Origin of the sequence: Streptomyces sichuanensis, assembly GCF_020328095.1 — a bacterium.
Classification (GTDB): domain Bacteria; phylum Actinomycetota; class Actinomycetes; order Streptomycetales; family Streptomycetaceae; genus Streptomyces; species Streptomyces cinnamoneus.
On record NZ_JAIXMK010000044.1, the window covers coordinates 12,130 to 38,639 of the forward strand.

The 26,510-nt window shown below is 71.7% G+C and carries 23 protein-coding genes and 1 tRNA gene; 12 read left to right on the forward strand and 12 right to left on the reverse strand.

The genetic code is table 11. The features are described 5' to 3' along the window. The first annotated feature begins 190 nt into the window (after positions 1–190). Positions 191–1,741 (forward strand): M4 family metallopeptidase, encoded by a 1,551-nt coding sequence (locus LE181_RS14860; RefSeq protein ID WP_372458366.1) that lies wholly within the window; start codon positions 191–193, stop codon positions 1,739–1,741. 83 nt (positions 1,742–1,824) lie between these two features. Continuing rightward, the gene (locus LE181_RS14865) at positions 1,825–2,319 is read left to right on the forward strand and encodes a hypothetical protein (protein ID WP_225661744.1); all 495 of its coding nucleotides are present in this window, start codon (positions 1,825–1,827) and stop codon (positions 2,317–2,319) included. A gap of 67 nt (positions 2,320–2,386) precedes the next feature. Here LE181_RS14865 and LE181_RS14870 read toward each other — a convergent pair whose 3' ends face one another. Further along, complete coding sequence (locus LE181_RS14870) at positions 2,387–3,112, reverse strand: pentapeptide repeat-containing protein (RefSeq protein WP_225661745.1); 726 nt, start codon at positions 3,110–3,112, stop codon at positions 2,387–2,389. Positions 3,113–3,263: 151 nt separating this feature from the next. Here LE181_RS14870 and LE181_RS14875 point away from each other — a divergent pair, with 151 nt between their 5' ends. From LE181_RS14875 to LE181_RS14885, 3 genes are all read left to right on the forward strand, one after another. Further along, a complete protein-coding gene (locus LE181_RS14875; RefSeq protein WP_225661746.1) occupies positions 3,264–4,277 on the forward strand; it encodes a zinc-binding dehydrogenase in 1,014 nt (337 codons plus the stop codon). Between the two features lie 136 nt (positions 4,278–4,413). Continuing rightward, the gene (locus LE181_RS14880) at positions 4,414–5,979 is read left to right on the forward strand and encodes an MFS transporter (protein ID WP_225661747.1); all 1,566 of its coding nucleotides are present in this window, start codon (positions 4,414–4,416) and stop codon (positions 5,977–5,979) included. 70 nt (positions 5,980–6,049) lie between these two features. Then, complete coding sequence (locus LE181_RS14885) at positions 6,050–6,538, forward strand: GNAT family N-acetyltransferase (RefSeq protein ID WP_225661748.1); 489 nt, start codon at positions 6,050–6,052, stop codon at positions 6,536–6,538. Positions 6,539–6,631: 93 nt separating this feature from the next. Here LE181_RS14885 and LE181_RS14890 read toward each other — a convergent pair whose 3' ends face one another. After that, positions 6,632–7,735, reverse strand: a complete 1,104-nt coding sequence (locus LE181_RS14890) for an aminopeptidase P family protein (RefSeq protein ID WP_225661749.1) — start codon at positions 7,733–7,735, stop codon at positions 6,632–6,634. Between the two features lie 231 nt (positions 7,736–7,966). Between LE181_RS14890 and LE181_RS14895 the strand changes: the two genes are divergently transcribed. Further along, on the forward strand, positions 7,967–10,132 hold the full coding sequence (locus tag LE181_RS14895; RefSeq protein WP_225661751.1) for an MMPL family transporter: 2,166 nt from the start codon (positions 7,967–7,969) through the stop codon (positions 10,130–10,132). Positions 10,133–10,189: 57 nt separating this feature from the next. On the opposite strand, the gene LE181_RS14900 is transcribed toward LE181_RS14895, so the two are convergent. Further along, a tRNA-Thr gene (locus LE181_RS14900) sits at positions 10,190–10,265 on the reverse strand. Positions 10,266–10,446: 181 nt separating this feature from the next. Here LE181_RS14900 and LE181_RS14905 point away from each other — a divergent pair. The 3 genes from LE181_RS14905 to LE181_RS14915 all read left to right on the forward strand — a co-directional run bounded on the left by LE181_RS14905 (position 10,447) and on the right by LE181_RS14915 (position 13,054). Beyond that, positions 10,447–11,574, forward strand: a complete 1,128-nt coding sequence (locus LE181_RS14905) for an ABC transporter ATP-binding protein (RefSeq protein ID WP_225661753.1) — start codon at positions 10,447–10,449, stop codon at positions 11,572–11,574. Between the two features lie 206 nt (positions 11,575–11,780). Next, positions 11,781–12,197: a hypothetical protein gene (locus tag LE181_RS14910; RefSeq protein ID WP_190113270.1), complete on the forward strand. Its 417-nt coding sequence runs from the start codon at positions 11,781–11,783 to the stop codon at positions 12,195–12,197. 134 nt (positions 12,198–12,331) lie between these two features. Continuing rightward, positions 12,332–13,054, forward strand: a complete 723-nt coding sequence (locus LE181_RS14915; RefSeq protein WP_225661754.1) for a nucleotidyltransferase family protein — start codon at positions 12,332–12,334, stop codon at positions 13,052–13,054. Positions 13,055–13,131: 77 nt separating this feature from the next. On the opposite strand, the gene LE181_RS14920 is transcribed toward LE181_RS14915, so the two are convergent. The 3 genes from LE181_RS14920 to cysS all read right to left on the reverse strand — a co-directional run bounded on the left by LE181_RS14920 (position 13,132) and on the right by cysS (position 17,284). Beyond that, entirely contained in the window at positions 13,132–14,730 is a 1,599-nt protein-coding gene (locus LE181_RS14920) for a DoxX family protein (protein ID WP_225661756.1), read from the reverse strand. Positions 14,731–14,864: 134 nt separating this feature from the next. Then, entirely contained in the window at positions 14,865–15,815 is a 951-nt protein-coding gene (gene rlmB, locus LE181_RS14925; protein WP_225661758.1) for a 23S rRNA (guanosine(2251)-2'-O)-methyltransferase RlmB, read from the reverse strand. Between the two features lie 74 nt (positions 15,816–15,889). After that, positions 15,890–17,284: a cysteine--tRNA ligase gene (gene cysS, locus LE181_RS14930; protein WP_225661759.1), complete on the reverse strand. Its 1,395-nt coding sequence runs from the start codon at positions 17,282–17,284 to the stop codon at positions 15,890–15,892. A 206-nt stretch (positions 17,285–17,490) separates the two neighbouring features. On the opposite strand from cysS, the gene LE181_RS14935 reads away from it, so the two are divergent. Further along, entirely contained in the window at positions 17,491–18,654 is a 1,164-nt protein-coding gene (locus LE181_RS14935; RefSeq protein WP_225661761.1) for an acyltransferase family protein, read from the forward strand. Between the two features lie 124 nt (positions 18,655–18,778). Continuing rightward, positions 18,779–20,017: an acyltransferase family protein gene (locus tag LE181_RS14940; RefSeq protein WP_225661762.1), complete on the forward strand. Its 1,239-nt coding sequence runs from the start codon at positions 18,779–18,781 to the stop codon at positions 20,015–20,017. Between the two features lie 37 nt (positions 20,018–20,054). Here LE181_RS14940 and LE181_RS14945 read toward each other — a convergent pair whose 3' ends face one another. The 4 genes from LE181_RS14945 to LE181_RS14960 form a co-directional block, all read right to left on the reverse strand. Then, positions 20,055–20,462: a PPOX class F420-dependent oxidoreductase gene (locus LE181_RS14945; protein WP_225661763.1), complete on the reverse strand. Its 408-nt coding sequence runs from the start codon at positions 20,460–20,462 to the stop codon at positions 20,055–20,057. A 53-nt stretch (positions 20,463–20,515) separates the two neighbouring features. Continuing rightward, the gene (gene ispF, locus LE181_RS14950) at positions 20,516–21,031 is read right to left on the reverse strand and encodes a 2-C-methyl-D-erythritol 2,4-cyclodiphosphate synthase (protein WP_225661764.1); all 516 of its coding nucleotides are present in this window, start codon (positions 21,029–21,031) and stop codon (positions 20,516–20,518) included. After that, on the reverse strand, positions 21,021–21,806 hold the full coding sequence (ispD, locus tag LE181_RS14955) for a 2-C-methyl-D-erythritol 4-phosphate cytidylyltransferase (RefSeq protein ID WP_225661765.1): 786 nt from the start codon (positions 21,804–21,806) through the stop codon (positions 21,021–21,023). Before ispD ends, ispF begins: the two co-directional genes overlap by 11 nt. Positions 21,807–22,105: 299 nt before the next feature. Beyond that, a complete protein-coding gene (locus LE181_RS14960; RefSeq protein ID WP_003953493.1) occupies positions 22,106–22,588 on the reverse strand; it encodes a CarD family transcriptional regulator in 483 nt (160 codons plus the stop codon). A gap of 614 nt (positions 22,589–23,202) precedes the next feature. Between LE181_RS14960 and LE181_RS14965 the strand changes: the two genes are divergently transcribed. Then, complete coding sequence (locus tag LE181_RS14965) at positions 23,203–23,919, forward strand: copper chaperone PCu(A)C domain-containing protein (RefSeq protein ID WP_225661766.1); 717 nt, start codon at positions 23,203–23,205, stop codon at positions 23,917–23,919. A 283-nt stretch (positions 23,920–24,202) separates the two neighbouring features. Here the strand turns inward: LE181_RS14965 and phoP are convergent, their stop codons facing one another. Together phoP and LE181_RS14975 are read right to left on the reverse strand one after the other, a co-directional pair. Further along, positions 24,203–24,874: a two-component system response regulator PhoP gene (phoP, locus tag LE181_RS14970; RefSeq protein ID WP_466321047.1), complete on the reverse strand. Its 672-nt coding sequence runs from the start codon at positions 24,872–24,874 to the stop codon at positions 24,203–24,205. Between the two features lie 163 nt (positions 24,875–25,037). After that, the gene (locus LE181_RS14975; RefSeq protein ID WP_225661767.1) at positions 25,038–26,354 is read right to left on the reverse strand and encodes a sensor histidine kinase; all 1,317 of its coding nucleotides are present in this window, start codon (positions 26,352–26,354) and stop codon (positions 25,038–25,040) included. Between the last annotated feature and the right edge of the window lie 156 nt (positions 26,355–26,510).

Consider the following 26,510-nt stretch of genomic DNA (forward strand, 5'->3'; position numbering starts at 1 on the left):
ATTGATGGCACGCTCTCCTCACTTCACTCCTGTACCACCACTGCACCACTCGTGAACCACTCCTGCACCAGCGGGCGGCCGTTGACCGGGCTGTCCGTAACCCCCCTCATAGGAGACTGAGTTGAGCAGCAACACCTCCACCACCCGCAAGAACTCCCTGCGCGCCGCCGCCCTGGTCGCCTCCGCCACGATGGTCGTCATCGGCGTGCAGAGCGGCTCGGCGAACGCGTCGGCCGAGAAGAGCAACGGCGGGCAGCAGCTCGCGCTCTCCGCAGGGCAGCGGGCCTCCGCGATCAGAGACGCGCAGGGCGACGCCTCGTCGACCGCCTCGAAGATCGGCCTGGACGGCAAGGAGAAGCTGATCGTCCGCGACGTCGTCAAGGACGCCGACGGCACCGTGCACACGCGCTACGAGCGCACCTACGACGGCCTGCCGGTGCTCGGCGGCGACCTCGTCGTGCACCAGAAGAAGGACGGCGCCCGCGACGTCACCAAGGCGACCGACGCCGACATAGCCGTGCCCAGCACCACCCCGTCCCTGGCGCCCTCGGCCGCGAAGAAGAGCGCCCTCAGCGCCGCCGCGGACGGGAAGACCGCCAAGGCCGACGCCGGCCAGGCCCCGCGCAAGGTGATCTGGGCCGCGGAGGGCAAGCCGGTCCTGGCGTACGAGACGACCGTCACGGGCGTCCAGAAGGACGGCACGCCGAGCAAGCTGCAGGTCATCACCGACGCGAACACCGGCAAGAAGCTCTTCCAGAACGAGACCGTCCACACCGGCACGGGCACCAGCACCTACAGCGGCTCCGTCCCGCTGACCACCACGCAGTCCGGTTCGGGCTACACCCTCACCGACGGCGCCCGCGGCGGTCACAAGACGTACGACCTGAACCAGGGCACCAGCGGCACCGGAGCGCTCTTCACCAACTCCAGCGACGTCTGGGGCGCGGGCCGCCAGAAGGCCGGCGTCGACGCGCACTACGGCGCGGCCGTCACCTGGGACTTCTACAAGAACGTGCTCGGCCGCAGCGGCATCAAGGGCGACGGCGTCGGCGCGTACAGCCGCGTCCACTACGGCAACGGCTACGTCAACGCCTTCTGGGACGACGAGTGCTTCTGCATGACCTACGGTGACGGCGAGAACAACGCCAACCCGCTGACGTCCCTCGACGTGGCCGCCCACGAGATGACCCACGGCGTCACCTCCGCCACCGCCAACCTCCGCTACAGCGGCGAGTCCGGCGGCCTGAACGAGGCCACGTCCGACATCTTCGGCACCGCCGCCGAGTTCTACGCCAACAACTCGACCGACCCGGGCGACTACCTCATCGGCGAGAAGATCGACATCAACGGCGACGGCACCCCGCTGCGCTACATGGACAAGCCGAGCAAGGACGGCGGGTCCAAGGACTACTGGTCCTCCTCCCTCGGCAGCGTGGACGTCCACTACTCGTCCGGCCCCGCCAACCACTTCTACTACCTGCTCTCCGAGGGCAGCGGCAGCAAGGTCATCGGCGGGGTGAGCTACAACAGCCCCACCTACAACAACAGCAAGGTCGCCGGCATCGGCCGGGACAAGGCCACCAAGATCTGGTACAAGGCCCTGACCACGTACTTCACCTCCACCACCAACTACAAGGCAGCCCGTACGGCCACCCTCAAGGCCACCGCGGACCTCTACGGCTCCACCGGCACCGAGTACAAGGCGGTCGCCGCCGCCTGGACCGCGATCAACGTGAAGTAACACCCCCTTCGCGTGCAGCGCAGCCGTGCCCCCGCCGCCCCCGTGGCAGCGGGGGCACGGCTTTCGTACGTACCATCGGTAGCGTGATCGACCTCGGCTACTCCCTCTCCCGCCGCTTCCCCGACCCGCCCCAGACGGACTACCGCACCGCGGACGTCCACACGCTGCGGCACGACCTCTTCTGCGGCGACGTCTACCTCGCCGACGTGAAGACGGACCGGGAGCTGTCCACAGCCTGGGGATGGGTGCCGGTCCTCGACTTCGCCTGGGCGCTGTGCGACGTCATCGAGAAGATCGATCAGGACCCCCGGGGGAACCGCTCGGCGGCCACGCAGTTCGCCGAGCTGGACTTCACGGAGTCCACCGACTGCATGGTCTTCGAGCGCCGCTTCGGCTGGGTGGACGTCACCGCCGACTGGGCGCCCGACGAGCCCCCGCTGACCTTCAACCACCGGGCGCTGCGCCGCGAGGCCCGCGACTTCCTCCACGACCTGATCGCCGACCTGTCCGACATGCACGAGGGCCTGGCCGACAACCCGGTCGTCTGGAACCTGCAGAGCCGCTTCCCCCGCGTCTGACCGGCCCGGCAGGCCCGGCACCCCCGCCGGGCGGCCACCCGGCGGCCACCGGCCGGTGCGTCCCCGGTCAGCCGGCCTGCCCCGCCTCCACTCTGATCCCTATCGCCGCCGCGAACGCCGGGGCGAGGTCGAGGAGTTGGGTGGGGCTGATCACCGCACCGGACAGCCGCTCGATCCCCCCGGCGATGTCCAGCTCCGCGACCGCCCGCAGGTCCACGTCCTTCATCTGCACCCCGCCGAAGTCGACCCTGCGCAGCACGCAGTCGCGGAAGACGACCCGCTCCAGCCGTGCACCGGCGAAGTCGGCCTCGGCGAGCACGCACCCCTCGAACGTGACGTCCTTGAGCACCGCCTTCCGCGCGTTCAGGTAGTCGATCTTGCCGCCCCTGACGAGCACCCGCTCCAGGGACGCCCCGTACACCTGCAGCCCGCCGAAGCGCGCGTCGCGCACCTCCACGTCCCGCAGGGACGCCTCCGCGAGGTCGGTGCCCACCCCGCGCACCCCGTCGAGGACGCAGTCCGCGAACCGGGCCCGACCCAGCTGCGTCCCGTCCAGCACACAGCGGTCGAACCGGCAGTCCAGGAAGGTCGCACCGCGCCCGTCCGCGCCCGTCAGGTCGGCCTCCGTGAACGCGAGGCCGTCGCCGTCCCCCTCCGGCTCCAGCCCGCCCCCGTCGTACGGCCGCAGCTCCGGCAGCCGCACCTCCGGCAGGCGGGCCAGGGGCCCCGCCGCCCCGCGGGCCCGCGCACCGCCACCGCCGCCCCGGCCGCCCCGGCCCGTCACACCGCTCATGCCCGTCTCCCTCCGCAGGGATCCCACCGTGGCACAGGGCACTGACAACGCCTTGACCTCAACCATGGTTGGGGTTGAAGACTTCTGATCGTTCCCCGCGACGACCCTCCTTCGCGACGACTCCCCTTCGCAACGATCCCTTGGAGTGCCCATGCACGCCGTCCGGCTGCACGCCTTCGGCCCCGCCGACAACCTCACCTACGAGCGGACCGACGCCCCCGTCCCGGGTCCCGGGCAGGTCCGCATCGCCGTCGCGGCCGCCGGCGTCCACCTCGTCGACACCACCCAGCGCTCCGGCGACCCCGACAACCCGTACGGGCTCCCCGCGTTGCCGGCCATCCCCGGCCGCGAGGTGGCCGGCACCGTCGACGCGCTCGGCGAGGGCACCGACCCCCACTGGCTGGGCCGCCGCGTCGTCGCCCATCTGGGTGCCGCCGCGCCCGGCGGCGGCTACGCCGAGCTGGCCGTCACCGACGCGGACCGGCTGCACGAGATACCCGAGGGGCTCCACGACGACCAGGCCATCGCCATGATCGGCACGGGCCGCACCGCGCTCGGCATCCTCGGCTTCACCGACCTCACCGCCGACGACGTCGTGATCGTCACCGCCGCGGCCGGCGGCGTCGGCTCGCTGCTCGTGCAGTACGCCCGGAACGCGGGCGCCACGGTCATCGGACTGGCCGGCGGCCCCGACAAGGTCCGGCACGTCGGCGCCCTGGGCGCCGACATCGCCCTCGACTACACCAAGAGCGACTGGGTCGAGAAGGCCCGTACCGCCCTGTGGGGGAAGGACGCCACCGTCGTCCTCGACGGCGTCGGCGGCCCGGCCGCGCGCTCCGCGGTGTCCCTGCTAGGGCGCGGCGGGCTGCACCTGGTCTTCGGCTGGTCCGCGCAGGGGATCACCGGCGGCGGCCCGCTGGAGCTCGCCCCGGGGTGGCTGGCCGAGCGCGGCATCACCTCCCGGGGAGTGCTGGGCCCGGCCATGCTGGAGCGCTTCGGCGGGGGCCAGGTGGGCCTGCGGCGGCTGGAGGAGGAGTCGCTCGCCCGGGCGGCCGCCGGCGCGGTCGTACCGGCCGTACAGCGCTTCCCGCTGGCGAAGGCCGCCGAGGCCCACCGGGCACTGGAGACCCGGGGAACCGTGGGCAAGGTGGTCCTGATCCCCTGATCCCCCGCCCCACCGGGGTCCCCGGCCCCGGCTCCTCCCGACAAGCCGATGTCACCCGACGGGCCTACGCTGGACTGCGAGCTTCTGCACGCCATCGGCCGCGCCCCACGCCGCCGGCCGCGAGAGCAGGTACTCCATGAGCTTCGAGAGCCCGTCCCCGGTCCCGAAAGCCGACACCGCACCCGACCCCCGCCGCTGGTGGGGGCTGGTGGTCATCGCCCTGGCACAGCTCATGGTCGTCCTCGACGCGACCATCGTGAACATCGCGCTCCCCTCCGCGCAGCACGAGCTGCACATGTCCGACTCCAACCGGCAATGGGTCATCACCGCCTACACCCTCGCCTTCGGCGGGCTCCTGCTGCTCGGGGGCAGGATCGCCGACCTCGTCGGGCGCAAGCGGACCTTCGTCATCGGCCTGGTCGGCTTCGCGGGCGCCTCCGCGCTGGGCGGTGCCGCGCACACCGCGGGCCTGCTGTTCTCCGCCCGTGCCCTGCAGGGCGCCTTCGGCGCCGTCCTCGCGCCCTCCGCGCTGTCGCTGCTGACGACGACGTTCACCGACCTCAAGGAACGCAGCAAGGCGTTCGGCATCTACGGCGCCATCGCCGGCGGCGGTGCGGCCATCGGGCTCATCATGGGCGGCCTGCTGACCGAGTACCTGAACTGGCGCTGGTGCCTGTACGTGAACGTGCCGATCGCCCTCGTCGCCCTGGCCGGCGCCGTCTGGCTGCTGCACGACCACCGCCCCGCCCGCGCCGAGCGGCCATCGCTCGACCTGCCGGGCGTGGCCCTGGGCTGCGGCGGGCTCGTGGCCGTCGTCTACGGCTGCAGCGAGGCCCAGCCGCGCGGCTGGAACGACGCGCTCGTGCTCGGGCTGCTGTGCGGGGGCGTCGCGCTGCTGGCCGCGTTCGCGTGGTGGCAGACGCGGGCGCCCAGCCCGCTGCTGCCCCTGCACATCGTCCGCAACCGCAACCGGGGCGGCGCGTTCCTGACGATGGCGCTGGCCGTCGTCGGGATGTTCGGCATGTTCCTGTTCATGACCTACTACCTGCAGGTCGTCCTGGGCTACTCACCGCTGAAGACCGGGCTCGCGTTCCTGCCGATGACGGCCTCGATCGTCTTCGCCTCCACCCAGGTCTCCGCCCGCCTGATGAACCACCTGCCGCCGCGCCTGCTGATGGTGCCGGGCACCCTCCTGGCCGCCGGCGGCCTGTTCATGCTGCGCTTCCTGACCGTCGAACCCGCCTACCCCTCGCACGTGCTGCCCGCCGAGATCCTCCTCGGATTCGGCATGGGCCTGATCTTCATGCCCGTCATGGACGTCGCCACCTCCGGCGTGGCCGTCGGCGACTCGGGCGTCACCTCCGCCACCGTGAACACCGCGCAGCAGGTGGGCGGTTCCATCGGCACGGCACTGCTCAACACCATCGCCACCTCCACCGGCGCCACGTTCATCGCCGCGCACCTGAGAGCCGCGGCCGCCCCCGGCTCCGGCCCGGACCCGGCCGTCCGCGACCACGTGGTCAAGGAGGGCATCGTCCACGGCTTCGGCATCGCCATCACCTGGGGGGCGGGCATCATGCTGCTCGGGGGCCTCGTCGCCTGGACGCTGATCACGGCGCGGGCCCCCGGACACGGGCCGGTGGTACCCGAGTCCGGCGAGTACGCCTCCTCCTACGACCCGCACCGCATGCGGGCCGTGTGAGGGCGCATCAGAACGTGAGGGCGCCGGAAAACCAGTGGCCCGGAAGCGAACGGATGTGCATGCTTGCCGCATGCACATCAGAGTCGCCCGGCCCGCCGACTGGCCCGCCATCTGGCCTTTCTTCCGGGCCATCACCGCAGCGGGCGACACGTACACCTACCCCCGCGACCTGACGTCCGAGCAGGGCCGGTCGTGGTGGATGCTCACGGTCCCCGGCCGCACGGTGGTGGCGGTCGACGAGGACGGAACGGTCCTCGGCAGCGCCAAGATGAACCCCAATCAGGCGGGCGGCGGCGCGCACATCGCCAGCGCCAGCTTCATGGTCGCGCCCGGGCACGCGGGCCGCGGCATCGGCCGGGCCCTGGGCGAGCACGTGATCGAGTGGGCGCGTGCGGAGGGCTACCGCGGCATCCAGTTCAACGCGGTCGTCGAGGCCAACACGCGGGCCGTGCACCTGTGGAAGTCCCTGGGCTTCGCGATCGTCGGCACCGTCCCGGAGGGCTTCCGGCTGCCCGACGGCTCGTACACGGGGCTGCACGTCATGCACCGGCCCCTGTAGCCCGCCCCGCGGGCCGGGCCCCCACCGCACGTTCCGGCAGCCGTCGCCTTCCCTGTCGGCGTCCCGGCTGCCGCCACGCGTCGGACGCGGCCGTCAGGCCACGATCCGCATCTCACGGTCGGTGTTGTTCAGCCGCCGGCCGCCGGTCTCCGTGCAGACCACGATGTCCTCGATGCGGACGCCGAAGCGGCCCGGCAGGTAGATCCCCGGCTCGATCGAGAAGCACATCCCCGGCACCAGGGGCAGGTGCTCCCCCTCCACCAGGTAGGGCGGCTCATGCGTCGTGACCCCGATGCCGTGGCCCGTGCGATGGATGAAGTACTCGCCGTAGCCCGCCCGGCGGATGACCTGCCGGGCCACCCGGTCGATCTCCTGGCAGGCGATGCCCGGCCGGACGGCCTCGAAGGCCGCCTGCTGCGCCTCGCGCACCAGTTCGTGCACCTTGCGCTCCTCCTGCGTGGGCTCCCCCACGTGCACCGTACGGGTCGTGTCGGAGCCGTAACCGTCCTTCAGGCCGCCGAAGTCGAGGACGACCATGTCGCCGTCCTCGATGATGCGGTCCGCGGCCTCGTGGTGCGGGTTGGCGCCGTTGGGCCCGGAGCCCACGATCGTGAAGTCCACCTGGCTGTGGCCGTTCTCCCGCAGCAGGCGGGCCAGGTCGGCGGCCACCTCGCGCTCCCGCCGGCCCTCGAAGCGCAGGTCGGTGATCTCCTCGTACGCGGCGTCCGCCGCGGCCCCGGCCGCCGCCAGCCGCTCCACCTCGTAGGCGTCCTTGACCGCCCGCAGCATCGGCAGCGCCTCCGTGAGCGCCCCGTAGGCCGTCCCCGGGCACGAGCGCTGCAGGGCGAGCAGGTGGAGCGCCCAGGCGTTGTCGGAGACGCCGTAACGGCCGTGCCCGTCGAGGAGCTTGGCGACGGCGGCGTACGGATCCTCGCCGTCGGTCCAGCCGGTGACCGTCAAGGCACCGGCTCCCGGCGCGGATTCGGCGTCGGGACGTTCCAACTGGGGTACGACGAGGTGGGGTCGCCGGCCGGGGACGAGCAGCAGCGCCGTCAGCCGTTCGGTGACCACCGGCACGTATCCGCACAGCCATACGAGGTCGGGGCCCGGCGTCACGATGAGGCCGGACAGGCCCTCCTGCGTGGCGGCGCGCGCGGCGCGGTCCATGCGCGCGGCATAGAAGTCGACATCGCTCATGGGGGCAGAGTAATCCCCACGAAGGGGGTCGGCAGAGCGGTCTCTACCCCACGGGTGAGAGGCCCTCCTCCCCAGGTTTGAGAAGCCCTCTGCCCCAGGACCGATTTCCCCCCGGGGCACCCTGATTCATCCCGGAAATCATTGTGCGCGCGGAACACCGCTGCCTAGCGTGTTCATGCCCGTCTGCACGCCCGTACGACTAACAACCAAGCATTGAATAAGAGGAGCACCATGTTCCGACGAGTCGGGCGGTTCGCCGTCCACCGGCCCTGGCTCACGATCGCGGGCTGGATCATCGCAGCCGTGGCGCTCGCGATGCTGGCACCCGGCCTCAAATCCACCACGGACGAAACCGAGTTCCTGCCCTCGCACTACGAATCCGTACGGGTGGGCAAACTCCAGGAAAATGCATTCCCGAAAACCGAACAACCGGCGGCGATAGCCGTCTTCCAACGAAAGGACGGCGGGAAGCTCACCGAAGCCGACCGGCGTGACGTCGCCAAGGTGACCGAGGGTCTCGACGGCAAGCACCGCGAGAAGGTCGCCAAGGTGGTGACCAATCCCCAGGCGGTCTCGCCCAACGGGCAGATAGCCCTGGCGAACGTCATCGCGGACACCAAGAACGTCAACGACACCAAGCTTCCGGACGCGGTCAAGAAGCTGCGCGCGGACGCCAAGGAACTCGTCGACGGCACCCAGTTGAAGGTCGGCTTCACCGGTCAGGCCGCGTCGAACCTGGACTCCCAGGAGTCCTCCGGCGACACCGACTCCATGATCATGATGGCGACGTTCATCCTGATCATCGTGCTGCTCCTGGTCATCTTCCGCAGCCCGCTGATCGCCATCCTGCCGGTCATCATCATCGCCGTGGTCTCCGTGGTCGCCACCAAACTCATCGGCGTCGCCGCCGAGCTCGGCGGCCTCAAGGCCGACAGCTCCATCACCGCGATCCTCATCGTCGTCCTCTTCGGCGTCGGCACCGACTACATCCTCTTCCTCCTCTTCCGCTACCGCGAGCACCTGCGCGCCGGACAGGAGCCCAAGGAGGCCCTCGTCGACGCCGTCGCCAAGGTCGGCGAGACCATCGCCTCCGCGGCCGGCGCCGTCATCGTCGCCTTCCTCGCCCTGCTGCTCTCCACCATGGGCATGATGCGCGCGATGGGCCCCTCCCTGGCCATCTCCGTGGGCGTCACCCTCGTCGCCGCGCTCACCCTCGTGCCCGCCGTCTTCTCCCTCCTCGGCCGCGCCGCCTTCTGGCCGTCCAAGGCATGGCGGAAGCAGCCGAAGAACCGCTTCGCGAACGGCATCGGCGGCCTCGTCGCCCGCCGTCCCGCCGTCATCGCGGCGCTCTCCACCGCGGTTTTGGCCGTCCTGGCCGTCGGTACCCTCAGCTTCAAGGCCGAGTTCGACACCAGCAGCCAGATGCCGCAGAAGCTGGAATCCGTCCAGGCCATGAAGGACATGCAGCGCGGCTTCTCCGCCGGCCAGTCCGACCCGGCCATGGTCTACCTCAAGTCCAAGGACGGCTCCGCCCTCGACAAGGGCGCCCTGGAGCCCTTCCGCGCCAAGCTCGCCGGCATCGAGGGCGTCGGCTCGGCGGCGCCGGCCGTCGTCAGCCCCGACGGCGCGGTCGCCCAGTACAGCGTCGTCCTCAAGTACGCCCCCTCGGCGGAGAAGGCCATCGAGCTCGCCGGCGGCCCGCTGCGCGACAAGGCCCACGCGGCGGCGCCCGGCGGTACGGAGGCCCTCGTCGGCGGCACCTCCGCCGTCCTGGCCGACATCGAGGACGCCGTCGGCCACGACTACCGCGTCGTCTTCCCCGTCGCCGGCCTCGCCATCATGGTCATCCTGGGCCTGCTGCTCCGCAGCCTCGTCGCGCCCCTGTACCTGATGGCCGCCGTCGCCCTCGGCTTCGGCGCCACCCTCGGCTCCACCGTCTGGCTCTTCCAGGACTACAAGGGCGAGAACGGCCTGCTGTTCATGCTGCCGGTCATCGTCTACCTCTTCGTGGTGGCCATCGGCACCGACTACAACATCCTCATGGTCGCCCGCCTGCGCGAGGAGGTGCGCCGCGGCGTACCGGCCCGGGAGGCCATCCGCACCGCGGTCGCCCAGTCGGCCCCGACCATCTCGGCCGCGGCGATCATTCTCGCCGGCACCTTCGGCGTCCTGATGCTGGCCGAGAACTCCATGCTCCAGCAGATGGGCTTCGCCGTGGCCTTCGGCATCCTGCTGACGGCCTTCGTGATGGCCATGCTGCTGGTGCCCACGGTCACCTCCCTGCTGGGCCACAAGGCATGGTGGCCCGGCCACCAGGACGCCCCCCGGGAGGTCCCGGCCGCACCGGTCGCCGGCACCGCGTCGCAGTGGACGCACGGTGAGCAGGTCCGCCGCTGACCGACCCCGCACACAGAAGAACCGCAGGTCCCCTTCCGAGGGCCTGCGGTTCTTTCGTGGAGCCGACTGTCGGGTTCGAACCGACGACCTTCGCTTTACAAGAGCGGTGCTCTACCAGCTGAGCTAAGTCGGCCTGCGTGAGGCAGTCTAACCGGACTCGCCCCGTGCACCGCTCATCAATTTCGTAACCCGCCACCTGCTGACATCCCGCCCCAGCGCCGGTAGCGTCACCGGCGACCCGGTCCAAATGGACTGGACCACTCCCTCTACTCGGATCGTCCGGCACGTTCCTGCCGGTGAAGGGACGCATCACCATGGCCACAGTCACGTTCGACAAGGCGACCCGCATCTACCCGGGCGCCAAGAAGCCTGCCGTCGACCAGCTCGACATCGCCATCGAGGACGGGGAATTCCTGGTCCTCGTCGGCCCGTCCGGCTGCGGCAAGTCCACCTCGCTGCGCATGCTCGCGGGGCTCGAAGACGTCAACGGCGGCTCGATCCACATCGGCGACCGCGACGTCACGCACCTGCCGCCCAAGGACCGCGACATCGCGATGGTCTTCCAGAACTACGCGCTCTACCCGCACATGACCGTGGCCGACAACATGGGCTTCGCCCTGAAGATCGCGGGCGTGCCGAAGTCCGAGATCCGGCAGAAGGTCGAGGACGCGGCCCGCATCCTGGACCTCACCGAGTACCTGGGCCGCAAGCCCAAGGCGCTCTCCGGCGGCCAGCGCCAGCGCGTGGCCATGGGCCGCGCCATCGTCCGCGAGCCGCAGGTCTTCCTCATGGACGAGCCGCTGTCCAACCTCGACGCGAAGCTGCGCGTCCAGACCCGCACCCAGATCGCCGGGCTGCAGCGCCGCCTGGGGATCACCACCGTGTACGTCACCCACGACCAGGTCGAGGCCATGACCATGGGCGACCGCGTGGCGGTGCTCAAGGACGGGCTGCTGCAGCAGGTCGACTCGCCGCGCAACATGTACGACCGCCCGGCCAACCTCTTCGTGGCGGGCTTCATCGGCTCGCCGGCGATGAACCTGGTCGAGGTGCCGATCATCGACGGCGGCGTGAAGTTCGGCAACAGCGTCGTCCCCGTCTCCCGCGAGGCCCTGACCACGGCCGCCGACAAGGGCGACCGAACGGTCACGGTGGGCGTGCGCCCCGAGCACTTCGACGTGGTCGAGCAGGGCGGCGCGTCCACCGGCTCGCTCAGCAAGGACGCCCCGGCCGGCCTCGCCGTCACGGTGAACGTGGTCGAGGAGCTCGGCGCCGACGGCTACGTCTACGGGACCGCCGAGGTCGGCGACGACCGCCAGGACCTCGTGGTGCGCGTCAACGGCCGGCGCGTGCCGGAGAAGGGGTCCGTACTGCACGTCGTGCCCCGCCCGGGCGAGCTTCACGTCTTCTCCACGTCCTCCGGCGAGCGCCTGAGCGACTGAACCGGCGGAACGACGCCGAACACCGGGCGGCGTCCCTTGTCCGTATGCGACGGACAAGGGGCGCCGCTCTTGTCGGCAAAATCCCCGACACATGCCCCATTTCGAACGCCACACGTCAACGCCATAACCGCACCTGTGCGCAGCCGTGTCGCTCGACCGGGTGACTAAATGTCGCCGCGTCATTACCCCTCGCTACCATCTCCGGCATGAACCAGGCCGCCCGCCGCATCGGCAGAACCCTCGCTCTCGTCCTTCCGGTCGTTCTTGTGCTCTCGGGGACCCTCGCGGTAACGCGCGTCCCCTGGGCGGCACCGAACGCCGAGTCGCAGGTGCTCACCGCCTCCTCCGACAACGCCTCCACGGTCGCCAAGGCGCGCGCGCCCCACGAGGTGCTGCGCGACCGGCTGCTGACCGAGCTCCAGGAGAAGAACCCCGGCGTCGCCCTCACGCACCTGCAGGAGGCGACCAACGGCCGCCCGTCGCTGGCCCAGCACTGCGCGGACATCGCCCGCGCACTGGGTCGTGCGGCGGTCGCCAAGTACCAGTCGACCAAGAAGGCGCAGTCCTACGCGCGCCCCGTCTGCGACACCGCCTTCGCCTCCGGCGTCGTCCAGGGGCACTGAGCCCCGCCTCCAGGGGCCACCGGGCCCCGCCGGAGCCCCCCGCGGGGCGCTCCGGGCCCCACGGGCAGGCCGTACGGGACCGGGCAGGCCCACCGGCGGCGTCTCCGCCCGCGGCACCGCATATGGTGCGGAGCATGACCGGCACGCAGCCCCACCCGTACCCCGCGCAAGCCGTGATCCTGGCCGGAGGCCAGGGTTCACGGCTTCGCCCGTACACCGACGACCGTCCCAAGCCGATGGTCGAGATCCCCGGCACGGGGGTCCCGATCATCGGCCATCAGCTTGCCTGGCTGGCGGCCGAAGGGGTGACGGACGCCGTGGTCTCGTGCGGCCATTTGGCCGAAGTGCTGCAGGACTGGCTCGTGTCGGCCGATCTGCCGCTCCGGGTGACCACCGTGGTCGAGAAGGAGCCGCTCGGGCGCGGCGGCGGCCTGAAGCACGCGGCGGCCTCCCTGCCCCGCCCCGACGAGCCCTGGTACGCGACGAACGGCGACATCTGGACCCGTTTCTCGCTGCGCGAGATGGCCGCCTTCCACCACGAGCGGGACGCGGTGGCCACCCTGGCGCTGGCCCGGCCGCGCATCCCGTGGGGCGCGGTGGAGACCGACGAGTTCGGGCACGTCCTGGACTTCATCGAGTCGCCGCCCTCGCCGTATCTGATCAACGCCGGTGTGTACGTCTTCTCCGCCGGCTTCACGGACCTGCTGCCCGAGCGCGGCGACCACGAGCGGACCACGTTCCCGCGCCTGGCGCGTGAGCGGCGTCTGGCGGGCTTCCCGTTGCCGCAGGGGGCCTACTGGCGGGCCATCGACACGGCGAAGGACCTGACCGAGGCCGCGAAGGAGCTGGCCCGCTAGAACGGCGGACAGGCGCAGCGGAACGGCCCCGCACCTCCTCGGAGAGGTGCGGGGCCGTTCCGCCGTGCTGCGCGGGGTCAGCCCAGGAGGCCGCCCAGGGCGCCTCCGCCGCGCGAGCCGCCGGAGCCCGAGCCGCCGGACGAGCCGCCCGTGCTGCCGCCCGAGCTGCCGCCGGTGGAGCTGCCCGTCGTGGAGCCCGAGGAGCTGTGCGGCGGCGCGGCCGGCGCCGGGGCCTGGCGGGGGGTCTGCGGGGCCGGCCGGACGCTGCCCGTGCTGCCGCCCGGCTGTCCGGCGGTGCCGGCCGAACCGGCGGGCGTACGGGCCGCTCCGGGCGCGGTCGGCGTGGCCGCCGGGGTGGGCGCCGTCCGGTTGGAGGCGCTGGGCTTCGGGCTGCCGGCCGTCGCCGGGCCGTGCGAGCCGCGCGGGGAGGACGAGGAGGGCCGCTGCGGGAGCGGCGAGCCCTGCAGGCTGTTGGAGGGCGGGGGCGGCGTGCCGGGGGCCTCGGCGACCCGGGAGGAGCGGACGGCGCCGCCGAGCATGGAGCCGGTCAGCAGGGAGATGCCGATGAGGACCGTCGCCATGACCGTGCCGCGGCGCAGCACGCGGCGGCGCAGGTCCCACAGGGCGGCACGGGGGCCGAGCCGTCGCCACGCCTCGCCGGCCAGCCGGCCGTCGATGGAGTAGAAGGGCGCCCCGGCGATGACCAGGGGGCTCCAGGCGGCGAGGTAGATGATGTCGGGCGCGTCGTAGGCGGGGGCGTGCTGCCAGCTGACGGTGACGAGGAGGACGACGGAGAGCAGGGCGCCGATGGCGGCGGCGAGCCGCTGCCAGAGACCGAAGATGGTGAGGACGCCGACGACGACCTGGAGGAAGGCGACGGTGAGGCCGGCCCCGACGGGGTGGCTGAGGGCGAGGTCGCGCAGGGGGGAGGCGACGGGCCAGGGGTGGAGCCGGGTGAGCCAGGCGACCATGGAGCCGCGCTTGCCGCCGTCGAAGTAGACGGGGTCGCAGAGCTTGCCCATGCCCGCGTAGACGGAGATCAGGCCGAGGAAGATGCGCAGCGGGAGGAGGACGACGCCGAGGTTCATCCGGCGCCCGGGGTAGTAGGCGTGGCGGACGGAGTCGGCGCGGCCCTGTTCGAGCTCGTCGTCCTCGTCGTGCTCGTGGTCGTCGAACTCGGGCTGGTCGTACTCCTCTTCGTCGTACGCGCTCCTGGTGGGGCGCACGCCGTGGAGGAGCGGGGTGCCGGGGCCGTCGGCGGCCTCGCGGGGGCCGATGACGGTGGTCGGGGGACCGTCGTCGACGCCGATGCGGGGCAGCACCTGGGTGGCGCCGGCGTCCCCGGCGGCCGGATGGCCGGCGCCCGAGTCCCTGACGGCCTGCAGGAGTTGGGTGGAGGCCGAGTCACCGGGCCCGGTCCGCCCGCTCCACACCACGGGGGCGCGGCGCTTGGCCGTGCCGCTCTTGACGGTGGGGATCCGCGCCGTGTCCACTCCCCCGGCGAATTGCCGGACGGCGCGTGGGGGCCGGGCGAGCTGCACCCGGAAGCTCAGGTGGTTGACGATGACCTGCGCGGGGTCGGACGGGACCTTCACCGTACTCAGCGCGGGCTGGTCGTCGTAACCCGAAGAGCTTCCCCCCGTAGGTGTGCGGGGTGTTCTGGTGTCCACACTCATCTAACCGAGTGACCGGAGGTTAGGACACTGCCTTGACCGGTTCGAATGTGTCCGAGACCCGTCAAGATCATCAAGAACGCGTCCGGCGGCCGGGGACGGTCTCGTCCCGGGCCGCCGGAGGCAGGCGTTGCGCGTCAGGCGCGGCGGCGCGCCGCCTCGTAGAGCACGACACCGGCGGCGACGCCGGCGTTGAGCGACTCGGCGCCGCCCGGCATGGGGATGCGCACCCGGAAGTCGCAGGTCTCGCCGACGAGGCGGGACAGGCCCTTGCCCTCGCTGCCGACGACGATGACGACCGGGCCTTCGAGGGCGTCCAGCTCGTGCAGCTCGACGTCGCCGTCCGCCGCGAGGCCGACGACCATCAGCCCCTCCTTCTGGTACGCCTCCAGCATCCGCGTCATGTTGGTGGCGCGGGCCACGGGCGTGCGGGCGGCGGTGCCGGCCGAGGTCTTCCAGGCGCTGGCGGTCATGCCGGCCGCGCGGCGCTCGGGGACGACCACGCCGTGGCCGCCGAAGGCGGACACGGAACGGACGACGGCGCCGAGGTTGCGTGGGTCGGTGATGCCGTCGAGGGCGACGATCAGCGGGTCCTCGCCGTTGTCGGCGGCGGCCGCGGTGAGGTCCTCGGGATGGGCGTAGTCGTACGGCGGCACCGACAGGACCAGGCCCTGGTGGTTGAGGCCGTTCGTCATCCGGTCCAGCTCCGGGCGGGGGGCCTCCATGAGGTTGAGGCCCTTTTCCGTGGCGAGCTGGATGGCCTCGCGCACGCGCTCGTCGCTGTCCACGAACTGCTGGACGTAGAGCGTGTTCGCGGGCACGCCCTCGCGCAGCGCCTCGACGACCGAGTTGCGGCCGACGACGAGCTCGTTGGCGCCCTTGGGGCCGCCGCGGCGCGGGGCGGGGCGGCGGGCCGCGTGCTTGGCCTGAGCTGCGGCGACACGGTTCTTCTTGTGTCCCTTGCGCATGCTCGCGGGCGGGGTCGGGCCCTTGCCCTCCAGGCCCCGGCGCCGCTGGCCGCCGCTGCCGACCGTCGCGCCCTTCTTGTTGGACGTGCGGCGGTTCCTGCGCTGGCTGTTGCCGGCCATGGGGTCACCTATCTCTTTACTGCTCAGAACCGCATGCGGTGCGGCTCAGTAAACGTACGTACGAAAAGTGTCCCTCAGGACAGGGACCAGCGGGGGCCGGACGGGGTGTCCTCGATGGCGAGACCGGAGTGCTGCAGCTGGTCACGGATGGCGTCGGCGGTGGCGTAGTCCTTGCGGCCGCGGGCGGCCTCACGCTGCTCCAGCACCAGCCTGACCAGCGAATCCACCACGCCGTGCAGATCTTCGCCACGGCCGTCGGCGGCACCCGTCCACTGCTCGGCCAGCGGGTCCAGACCCAGCACGCCGAGCATCGCCCGCACCTCCGCCAGCCGGGCGACGGCGCTCTCCTTGTCGTCGGCCGTCAGCGCGGAGTTCCCCTGGCGGACCGTGGTGTGCACGATCGCCAGCGCCTGCGGGACGCCGAGGTCGTCGTCCATGGCCTCGGCGAACGCCGGCGGCACCTCCGCCGCGGGCTCCACCGGGCCGGCCTTCTCGACCACCCGCTGCATGAAGCCCTCGATCCGCGCGAACGCGGACTCCGCCTCCCGCAGGGCCTCCTCGCTGTACTCGATCATCGACCGGTAGTGCGGGGTGCCCAGGTAGTAGCGCAGGACGATGGGGCGCCAGTGCTTGACCATCTCGGAGACCAGCACGGAGTTGCCGAGCGACTTCGACATCTTCTCGCCGCTCATCGTCACCCACGCGTTGTGGGCCCAGTACGCGGCGAAGTCGTCGCCGAACGCCTTCGCCTGCGCGATCTCGTTCTCGTGGTGCGGGAAGATCAGGTCGATGCCGCCGCCGTGGATGTCGAAGGACTCGCCCAAGTACTTGTGGGCCATCGCCGAGCACTCCAGGTGCCAGCCCGGGCGGCCGCGGCCCCAGGGGGTCTCCCAGGAGGGCTCGCCCTCCTTCGCGGCCTTCCACATGGCGAAGTCCCGCGGGTCGCGCTTGCCGGTCTCGCCCTCGCCGGAGGGCTGCAGGAGGTTGTCCAGCTCCTGGTTCGACAGGCTCAGGTAGCCCGGGAAGGACCGCACGTCGAAGTAGACGTTGCCGTCGGCGGCATAGGCGTGGCCCCGCTCGATCAGGCCGCGCATCATCTCGATCATCTCGGGCACGTGCCCTGTCGCCCGCGGCTCGACGGTCGGCCGCAGGCAGCCGAGGGCGTCGTAGGCCGCGTTGAAGGCGCACTCGTTCTCGTAGCCGATCGACCACCAGGGGCGGCCCTGCTCCGCGGCCTTCGCAATGATCTTGTCATCGATGTCGGTGACGTTGCGGACGAACGTCACGTCATAGCCGCGGTAGGTGAACCAGCGGCGCATGATGTCGAAGTTGAGGCCGGAGCGGATGTGGCCGATGTGCGGGGCGGCCTGCACGGTCGCGCCACACAGGTAGATCGAGACGCAGCCCGGAACGATCGGGGAGAAGTCGCGGATCTGCCGGGCGCTGGTGTCGTACAGGCGAATGGTCACGGCACCAGGGTAGTGGGCCCCGGGGGGTGCCCAGGGCAAAGGCCGGGCTTCCGCCGCAGCACAAGACGGCCGGCGGTCCTCCTTGCGCGCGTTCCGGCCACGCCCCGACGGCACGCTTTGCCCGTTATCAGCTTTATGCACCAAATATACGATCGCTTCTGATAGCTTCCCCGGCACCGAGAGACGCCGCGGACCCAGGAGGGGCGTTGCACTCCACCCTGCCGGTACAGCAGGAACCCCCCGGGCAGCGCCCGGAGCCGGCACCGGCACCGCCCCGGGCCGGGGCTGCCGGCCGGAGCGGCAGGCTCGCGGCGCTGGACGGCCTCCGGCTGTGCGCGGCCCTGATGGTGGTCGCCTACCACTACCTCGCCTTCGACAGCGGCGCCTGGCCGCGGCCCACGGCCGAGCTCTTCCCGCTGGCGCACGTGCCCGCCTCCTACGGCTGGCTCGGCGTCCAGCTGTTCTTCCTGATCAGCGGCTTCGTCATCTGCATGAGCTCCTGGGGCAGAAGCGTCGGCGACTTCGCCCTCTCGCGCGTGACCCGGCTCTACCCCGCCTACTGGTTCGCCGTCCTCGCGGTCTCGCTCGTCGTCTCCCTCTGGCCCTCGCCGGTGAACGCCGTACCGGCCCTGCGCACCGTCGTCGTCAACCTCACGATGCTCCAGGACCCCCTGGGAGTGGATCCGGTCGACGGGGTCTACTGGACCCTCTGGGTCGAGATGCGCTTCTACCTCCTGTTCGCGCTGGTCGTCCGCAAAGGACTGACCTACCGGCGGGCGGTGGCCTTCTGCGCGGCCTGGGGGTTCGCCGCGGTCCTCGCCGAGGCGTCCGGCGACCGGGCGCTCGCGGTGGTGCTGATGCCGCACGAGTGCTGGTACTTCATCGCGGGCATCGCCTTCTACCTGATGCACCGATTCCGCCCCGACCCGGTGCTGTGGCTGATCACCGGCGGCTGCCTCGTCCTCGGTCAGCACGAGCTGGTGCGCACCCACGTCCGGGCGGAGCGCTACATGGGCCACCACGTGCCGCACTGGCCGACGCCGCTGCTGCTGGCCCTGTTCTTCCTCCTCCTGGCGGCCGTCGCCCTGGGCCGGACGCGCCGGGTGGACTGGCGGTGGCTCTCCACGGCCGGGGCCCTGACCTATCCGCTCTACCTGATCCACGAGCGCATCGGCTGGGCCGTCATCCACAAGGCCGACGGTTGGCTGCCACCCCTCGTCCTGGTGGCCGTGCTGGTGGCGGCGATGCTGCTGACCGCCTGGCTGGTGCACCGTCTGGTCGAGCGCCCGCTCGCCCGCCGGCTCGGCCGCGGCCTCCAACGGGCGACGGCACGGGCCCGGACGGCCGAAAGAGAGGTACGGACCGGGTAGCCGGGCGGGAAGGGAAGGCGGAAGGAGACGACCGTCACGTGCCCGCGCGGAAGCATTCTGTGTCAGCATGCCAGCGCGGCGGCCCCGCGTAGGATGAGCCGATCAGTCAACGGGAGAGGACGACATGCGTTTCGCCAGACGAGGTCAACTCGATGGCGGCCGGACAGCCGTCCGACAGCAGTCGGTCCCCGCTCCCAGACTGTACGTCCTGGACGGGCTCCGCCTTCTCGCCGCGCTGATGGTCGTGGCCTTCCACTACACCGCCCTGCGCGGCGGCTGGGGCCGGCCGGCCCGTGACGTCTTCCCCCACCTGGAGACCGTCACCCGCTACGGGTGGACCGGCGTCGAGGTCTTCTTCCTCATCAGCGGCTTCGTCATCTGCATGAGCACCTGGGGCCGGAGGCTGGGCGACTTCGTGGTCTCGCGCGCCTGCCGGATCTACCCCGCCTACTGGGTCGCGGTCCTGCTGACCGCCGGCGTCGTGGCCCTGTGGCCGCAGGTCCGCAGCGTCAAGAACTGGGACGTCGTCCTCACCAACCTCACCATGCTCCAGCAGGGCATGGGCGTGTGGGACGTCGACGGCGTCTACTGGACGCTGTTCGCCGAGCTCAAGTTCTACGTGCTCTTCGCGATCGTCGTGGCGACCGGCGTGACGTACCGCAAGTGCGTGCTCTTCTGCGGCCTGTGGACGACGGCGGCGGTCATCGCGCCCTCCGCCCACATCAAACTGCTCGACATCTGGGCGATGCCGCTGTTCTCGCCCTACTTCGTCGCCGGCATCGCCTTCTATCTGATGCACCGTTTCAAACCCACGGCGCTGCTGTGGGGCATCGTGGGCATGTCGCTGCTGCTCGCCCTGCACGGCATCCCCAAGCGGGTCGCGGACAACGCCGACGGCGTGGTGCCCAGCTGGCCCGCCACTCTGATCGTCGTCGTGGCCTTCGTGCTGATGGCCCTGATCGCCAACGGCGCCTTCAACCGGGTGCAGTGGCGCTGGCTGGCCACGGCGGGCGCGCTGACGTACCCCCTGTACCTGCTGCACCAGTACATCGGGATGACGATCATCTACGGGCTGCGCGACCGCGTCCCGGCGCCCCTGCTCGTCGGCGCCCTCATGGTCGTGATGCTGGGCGCCGCCTGGCTCATGCACCGCTGCGTCGAGCAGCCGCTCGGCAAGCGGCTGCGCACGGCGCTGCGCAAGGGCATCGAGGAGATGCGCCGCGAGTCCGTGGTGCCCGACGGGGGCCGCGGCCGGACGCCCGCCGCGCTGCGCGACAGCCTGCCGCTGCTGAAGGAACCGCGCCTGTACGACCAGGCCGAGCCGGACCGCGTGGGCGCCGCCACCAAGGCGGACGGCGCCTGACGCGGGCGCCCGGATCCGGGCCTGGAGCGGATCCGGCCTAGAGCGAGCCGACGACCTTCCGCGGCGCGATGCGCACGACGACGCGCTCGGCGTCCTCACCGGCGGCGGGGTTGAAGTCGGCGTAGTCCTTGCCGGTGTACTTCCGCGCCAGCTCGTCGATCAGCTCGTTGCCGCCCTCGAACGTGATCTCGGCCGTGCCCCGGACCTCGGCGTAGGTGTAGGGCGCGTTCGGCGGGTTGATCATGACGGTCACCCGGGGATCGCGGCGCAGGTTCTTCTCCTTGCGCCGCCCCACCGTCGTGGAGATCAGCAGGTCCCCGCCGTCACGCTTGATCCAGGTGACGGACAGCTGGGGGCTGCCGTCGGGCTGGACGGTCGCCACGGTGGCGAAGACGGGGTTGTCGTCGATGTACTTCTTCAGGTCCTCGGACAGCTCTGTCGGCACTGTCGGTCCTTCCCTCGGCTGGCACGGCGCGCCCCCCTCGCACCGTACGCCGCCTACGCCCCGGACAAGGGGTACACCAGGGCCGTGGCGACGGCCGCGAGGCCCTCGGCCCGGCCGGTGAGGCCGAGTCCGTCCGTCGTGGTGCCGGAGACCGACACGGGGGCTCCGACGGCGGCGGAGAGGGCCTTCTGGGCCTCCTCGCGACGCTTGCCGATCTTCGGGCGGACACCGATCACCTGGATGGCGACGTTGCCGATCTCGAAGCCCGCCGCGCGGACGATCCGGGCCGCTTCGGCCAGGAGGGTGACGCCGGCGGCGCCGGACCACTCGGGCCGGTCGGTGCCGAAGTGCGCGCCGAGGTCGCCGACGCCGGCCGCCGAGAAGAGGGCGTCACAGGCGGCGTGCGCGGCGACGTCGCCGTCGGAGTGGCCGGCGAGGCCGTGGCTCGCGCCCTCCCACAGCAGGCCGGCGCACCACAGCTCACGGCCCTCCTCGAAGGCGTGGACGTCGGTGCCGATGCCGACGAGCGGCAGCACCGGGCGCGGGGAGCGGGGCGGCTCAGAAGCCATCGTTGGCCCTCCTCCGGGCGAGTACGGCCTCGGCCAGGACCAGGTCCAGCGGCCGGGTCACCTTGAACGCCTCCTCGTGGCCGGGGACGACCACGACGCGGACGCCGAGCCGCTCGACCATGCCGGCGTCGTCCGTGGCGCCCTCGCCCTCCAGGGCGACCTTCTCGTGGGCCTCGACGAGCGTGGTGCGGTCGAAGCCCTGCGGGGTCTGGACGGCGCGCAGCAGGGCGCGCTCGGGCGTGGCGACGACGGGCTCCGGTTCGCCGGCGTGCTCGCCGGTGCGCGGCTCGACCTGCTTGACGGTGTCCGCCAGCGGCAGCGCCGGCACGACGGCGGGAGCGCCCTCGCGGACGGCCGCTGCGACGGCGTCGACCGTGTCGACGGGCACCAGCGGGCGGGCCGCGTCGTGGACGAGGACGGCGGTGACGTCGTCGGGGAGGGCCGCGAGGCCCAGGCGCACGGACTCCTGGCGCGTCTCGCCGCCGGGGACGACGACCACCTCGGTGCGGGTGCTGTCGTGGTCGGCGAGCGGGTGGGCGTCGAGGAGGTTCCTGACCTCCGCGGCGCCGTCGGCCGGGGCCACCACGACGACGAGCGAGACGGCGCGGGAGGCCGTCATGGCGCGGACCGCGTGGACGAGCATGGGCGTGCCGTTGAGGGTGCGCAAAGCCTTGGGGGCGCCCGGCCCGAGCCGTACGCCCCGGCCGGCCGCCGGGATGACGACGGCGGTGCGGGCAGGGGCTGCGGAGGCGTTTGCGGTGTCTCGATCGGACATTGCGTTCGCGTTCAGGTTTGCTTCCTCGGCCGAATTGGGTATGGCCTCAGCGTGCCGGGCACGATGCCCCGACCAGCCCCTTCCGTGACGACTGGCCGGGACGGCTGCCCGGGCCCGGCACGCCAAGTACGGCGATACGGACGTTGGAGCAGAGATGCCGCAGCGCCCGGCGGATGACTCGTTCGTCACCCCGCGGGCACCGCGGCACTTCTTTACGTCCGGTCTTTACGTCCGGTGGTGTCCAGCGTCCAGTCGTCCGGAGACGTCCGGTCAGCGGCTGAACGGCCGGCGCCTGTGCGTCAGGACGCGAGAACCTCGTCGAGCAGGGCCTCGGCCTTGTCCTCGTTGGTGTTCTCCGCGAGGGCGAGCTCGCTCACCAGGATCTGCCGCGCCTTGGCGAGCATGCGCTTCTCACCTGCGGAGAGACCGCGCTCACGCTCGCGCCGCCACAGGTCGCGAACGACCTCGGCGACCTTGATCACGTCACCGGACGCGAGCTTCTCGAGATTTGCCTTGTAGCGACGGGACCAGTTCGTCGGCTCCTCGGCATAGGGTGCGCGGAGCACCTCGAAGACCCGGTCCAGCCCGTCCTGGCCGACCACATCGCGAACACCGACGAACTCCGCATTGTCCGCCGGCACCCGAACCGTCAGGTCACCCTGGGCGACCTTCAGCACCAAGTAGGTCTTGTCCACGCCTTTGATCTGGCGAGTTTCGATGGCCTCGATCAGCGCGGCCCCGTGATGGGGATAGACCACGGTGTCGCCAACCTTGAACGTCATGTGACAGGTACCCCTTCCGTGGCTATCCAGTCTAACACGGGCAGAGCCTGTTCTGAATGGCGTTTCCGCAGGTCAGGGCATATCTCGGGGCTTGACAACAGCAACCGGAACGTGCTGCGGGAGCCTTCCGGAAGCGGGTATTCGCAGGTGGGAGCGGTTGTCCGGGCAAGGCGAAACGCCCACGTTACACGTGTCGGACAGGCCCCGCGAGCGGCCGAACGTCCCGTTTTGCCGGGGTCCGGTCGGACGACTTCCGGTACTCCGTTCGGGGTCCGCCGCGCTTCCGGGTGGGTAATCCGGAATTGATCAAGTCGAACTTGATCAATTCCGGAACTCCTTCCCCACTACTTCCGCACGCCCCTCCGCATTCGAAACGGATAATCCGCCACGGCGGCCTCGCGGGCGTTCGCGTTGCTTCCCCGTCGGTTCCTCCGGCGGCGGGTGGGGAATATCCGGCCGCACGGCCGTCGGAGGCGTGAGTTGACCATGGGGGCGGGTCGGGTGCGGCGGCCGCACGACGGCTCGGTAACCTAAGCCCGCTGACACAGACCCTTATCTCGTACGTACCCCGCCCCCGGGGTACCTCGTACCTCGTCCAAGGAGATGCCGCCGCCGTGAGCAGCAGCCTTCGACGCGGCGCTCTCGCCGCTTCCGCCCTCGTGCTCTCGATCGCCTCGCTCACCGCCTGCGCGGCGGGCAACAGCGCGCAGACGCTGGAGGTCAAGCCGGACAACGCCGCCACCTCGGTCGGCGACGTCAAGCTGCAGAACGTCAACGTCATCACGCAGCCGAAGCAGGACGCGACCGGCCCCGCGGTGATCACCGGACAGATCTTCAACAACGGCCGCAAGGACCAGACGCTCCGCTCGGTCAAGCTTCCGGGCAAGAACGTCACCGTGAAGCTCACGCCGGCCAAGGGCAAGTCCGGCGACATCGTCGTGCCGGCCGGCGGCTCCGTGCTGCTGGGCGGCAAGGACAACGCCTCCGCGGTGCTGCCCAACGGCCGCGAGGCCCTCAAGGACGGCGAGTCCCAGCCGCTGGTCTTCGACCTCAGCTCCACCGGCGAGGTGAAGATCTCCGCCTTCGTCGTGCCCGCGACGAGCTACTTCAAGGAGTGGGGCCCGGAAGAGATGCCGGCGCAGGGCAAGCCGGGCGGCGCCAAGCCCGGCAAGCCGGGCACCGGCCCCTCCTCGGCCCCCTCCGGCGCTCCCGAGGGCCAGCAGCCGGGCCAGCCGGGCGCGCAGAACGCCACGGGCCAGGCCGGCGCCCCCACCCCGGGTGCGGGCCAGCCGTCCACGCAGGGCGGCCAGCAGCAGCACGCGGGCCACTGAGCACACGCGAAGGGGCCCGGAAGCCGAAGCTTCCGGGCCCCTTCGCACACCACGCCGACGGACCCCAGGGCCCGTGCCGTCGTGCGTCGCCGGCCTACGGCTCGAACTTGTAGCCCAGCCCCCGCACCGTCACCAGATACCGCGGCGCGCCCGGGTCCGGCTCGAACACCTCTCCCGACGCACCCCTCGCACCGCACGGCCCCGGCGGGCCTCCCGGGCTTCGGGCCGCTGCGCCGGACTCCGCCCGTCATGGCGACGGGCAGCGCCGTCGTTCGTCGCCGGCCTACGGCTCGAACTTGTAGCCCAGCCCCCGCACCGTCACCAGGTACCGCGGCGCGCCCGGGTCCGGCTCGATCTTGGCGCGCAGGCGCTTGACGTGGACGTCCAGCGTCTTCGTGTCGCCGACGTAGTCCGCACCCCAGACGCGGTCGATCAGCTGCATACGGGTGAGGACGCGCCCCGCGTTGCGCAGCAGCATCTCCAGGAGGTCGAACTCCTTCAGCGGCAGGTCCACCTTGGCGCCGGAGACGGTGACGACGTGCCGGTCGACGTCCATGCGGACCGGGCCGGCCTCCAGCGCGGCCGGGGCGACCTCCTCCGGCTCGCCGCGGCGGCGCAGGACGGCCCGGATGCGGGCCACGAGCTCGCGGGAGGAGAAGGGCTTGGTGACGTAGTCGTCGGCCCCTATCTCCAGCCCGACGACCTTGTCGATCTCGCTGTCCTTGGCGGTCACCATGATCACGGGAACGTTGGAGCGCCCGCGCAGCTGCCGGCAGACCTCCGTGCCGGGCAGGCCCGGCAGCATCAGGTCCAGCAGGACCAGGTCGGCGCCGTTGCGTTCGAACTCGTCCAGCCCGTCCGGCCCGGTGGTCGCGATGGCGACCTCGAAGCCTTCCTTGCGGAGCATGTAGGACAACGCGTCGCTGAAGGATTCTTCGTCCTCGACGACGAGCACTCGGGTCACGGGATGACCTCCGGTCGGGTCTCTTGGGTACACGCGGTGGGGACAGGGGTGGCGGCGGTCTCGTCCACGGCGACGAGCGTCCGGGCGGCGGGCGCCGGGTCGGCGGGCGCCGGGTCGGCGGGCATCGGATCGGCAGGCATCGGGCCGGCGGGCGTCAGGGGAGGGCCTGCCGGGCGGGGCGGGCCGGGCGGGCGGGCGGGTCGTCGCCGAACGCCTCGTCCTCCGCGTCGCCGGCCTCGTCCGGCCCGAGCAGCGGGTGGTTGTGGTCGCGGGCGTCCCGGTCGCGGTCGCGCACGACGCCGGCCTCGGGCAGGCGCAGCGTGAACGTCGAGCCCTGGCCCTCGGCGCTCCAGACGCTGACCTCGCCGCCATGGGAGGCGACGACGTGCTTGACGATGGACAGGCCGAGGCCCGTGCCGCCGGTGGCCCGGGAGCGGGCCGGGTCGACGCGGTAGAAGCGCTCGAAGACGCGCTCGCGGTCCTTCTCGGAGATGCCGATGCCCTGGTCGGTGACGGCGATCTCGATCAGGTCGCCGCCGGGCGCGGAGACGCGGCGGGCCGCGATGCCGACGCGCGTACGGGCGGGGCTGTAGTTGACCGCGTTCTCGACGAGGTTGCCGAGGGCGGCCGCGAGCTGGCCCCGGTTGCCCCAGACGCGCAGGTCGACGGTGCTTCCGTCGGGCAGGCGCCGGGTGGTGCCGCCGGCGGCCATGGTGATCTGCTTGGTGCCGGCCTGGTGGCGGCAGCGGTCGACGGCCTCGGCGACGAGCTCGTCCACCCGGACCGGCTCGGCGTCCTCCAGCGGGTCGTCGTTCTGCACCCGGGAGAGGTCGATGAGCTCCTGGACGAGGTTGGTCAGCCGGGTGGCCTCGACCTGCATCCGGCCGGCGAAGCGGGTGACCGCCTCGGGGTCGTCCGAGGCGTCCATGACGGCCTCGGAGAGCAGGGACAGGGCGCCGACCGGCGTCTTGAGCTCGTGACTGACGTTGGCGACGAAGTCGCGGCGGACGGCCTCGATGCGGCGGGCCTCGGTGAGGTCCTCCACCAGCAGCAGCACCAGCCGGGAGCCCAGCGGGGCGACCCGGGCCGAGACCGCGAGGGCGTCGCCGCGGCCGGTGCCGCGCCGCGGCAGGTCGAGCTCGACCTGCCGTATCTCGCCGTCGCGGCGGGTGTCGCGGGCCATCTGCAGCATCGGCTCGACGGCGAGCTTGCCGCCCCGCACCAGCCCGAGGGCGTACGCGGCGGAGCTGGCCTTGACGACGGCGTCGGCCTCGTCGAGCACGACGGCGGAGGAGCGCAGCACGGACAGGACGGTGTCGACGCCGGGCGGCAGGACCGCGTCGGTGTGCAGGGAGCTGCGCGTGGGCCGGGCCTGGTCGCGCTCGCTCCAGCGGAACGCCAGCATGGCGATCACGCCGGTGCACACTCCGGCGATCGCTGCAGCTGCGGCGACGGCCGCGTCCACGTTCATGAGTCCAGGTTATGCGGGTGCACCGACAGGGCCACAGCCAAATGGGGGCCGTCTCGAACACACGTTGCCGAGAGTTCACCTTGGCGTCGGGGGTGGTTCACTCCGGCGGCCGACGGCCGTCGCGTTCCGGCCGCAACGTGGCAGTGTGGGCGGGCG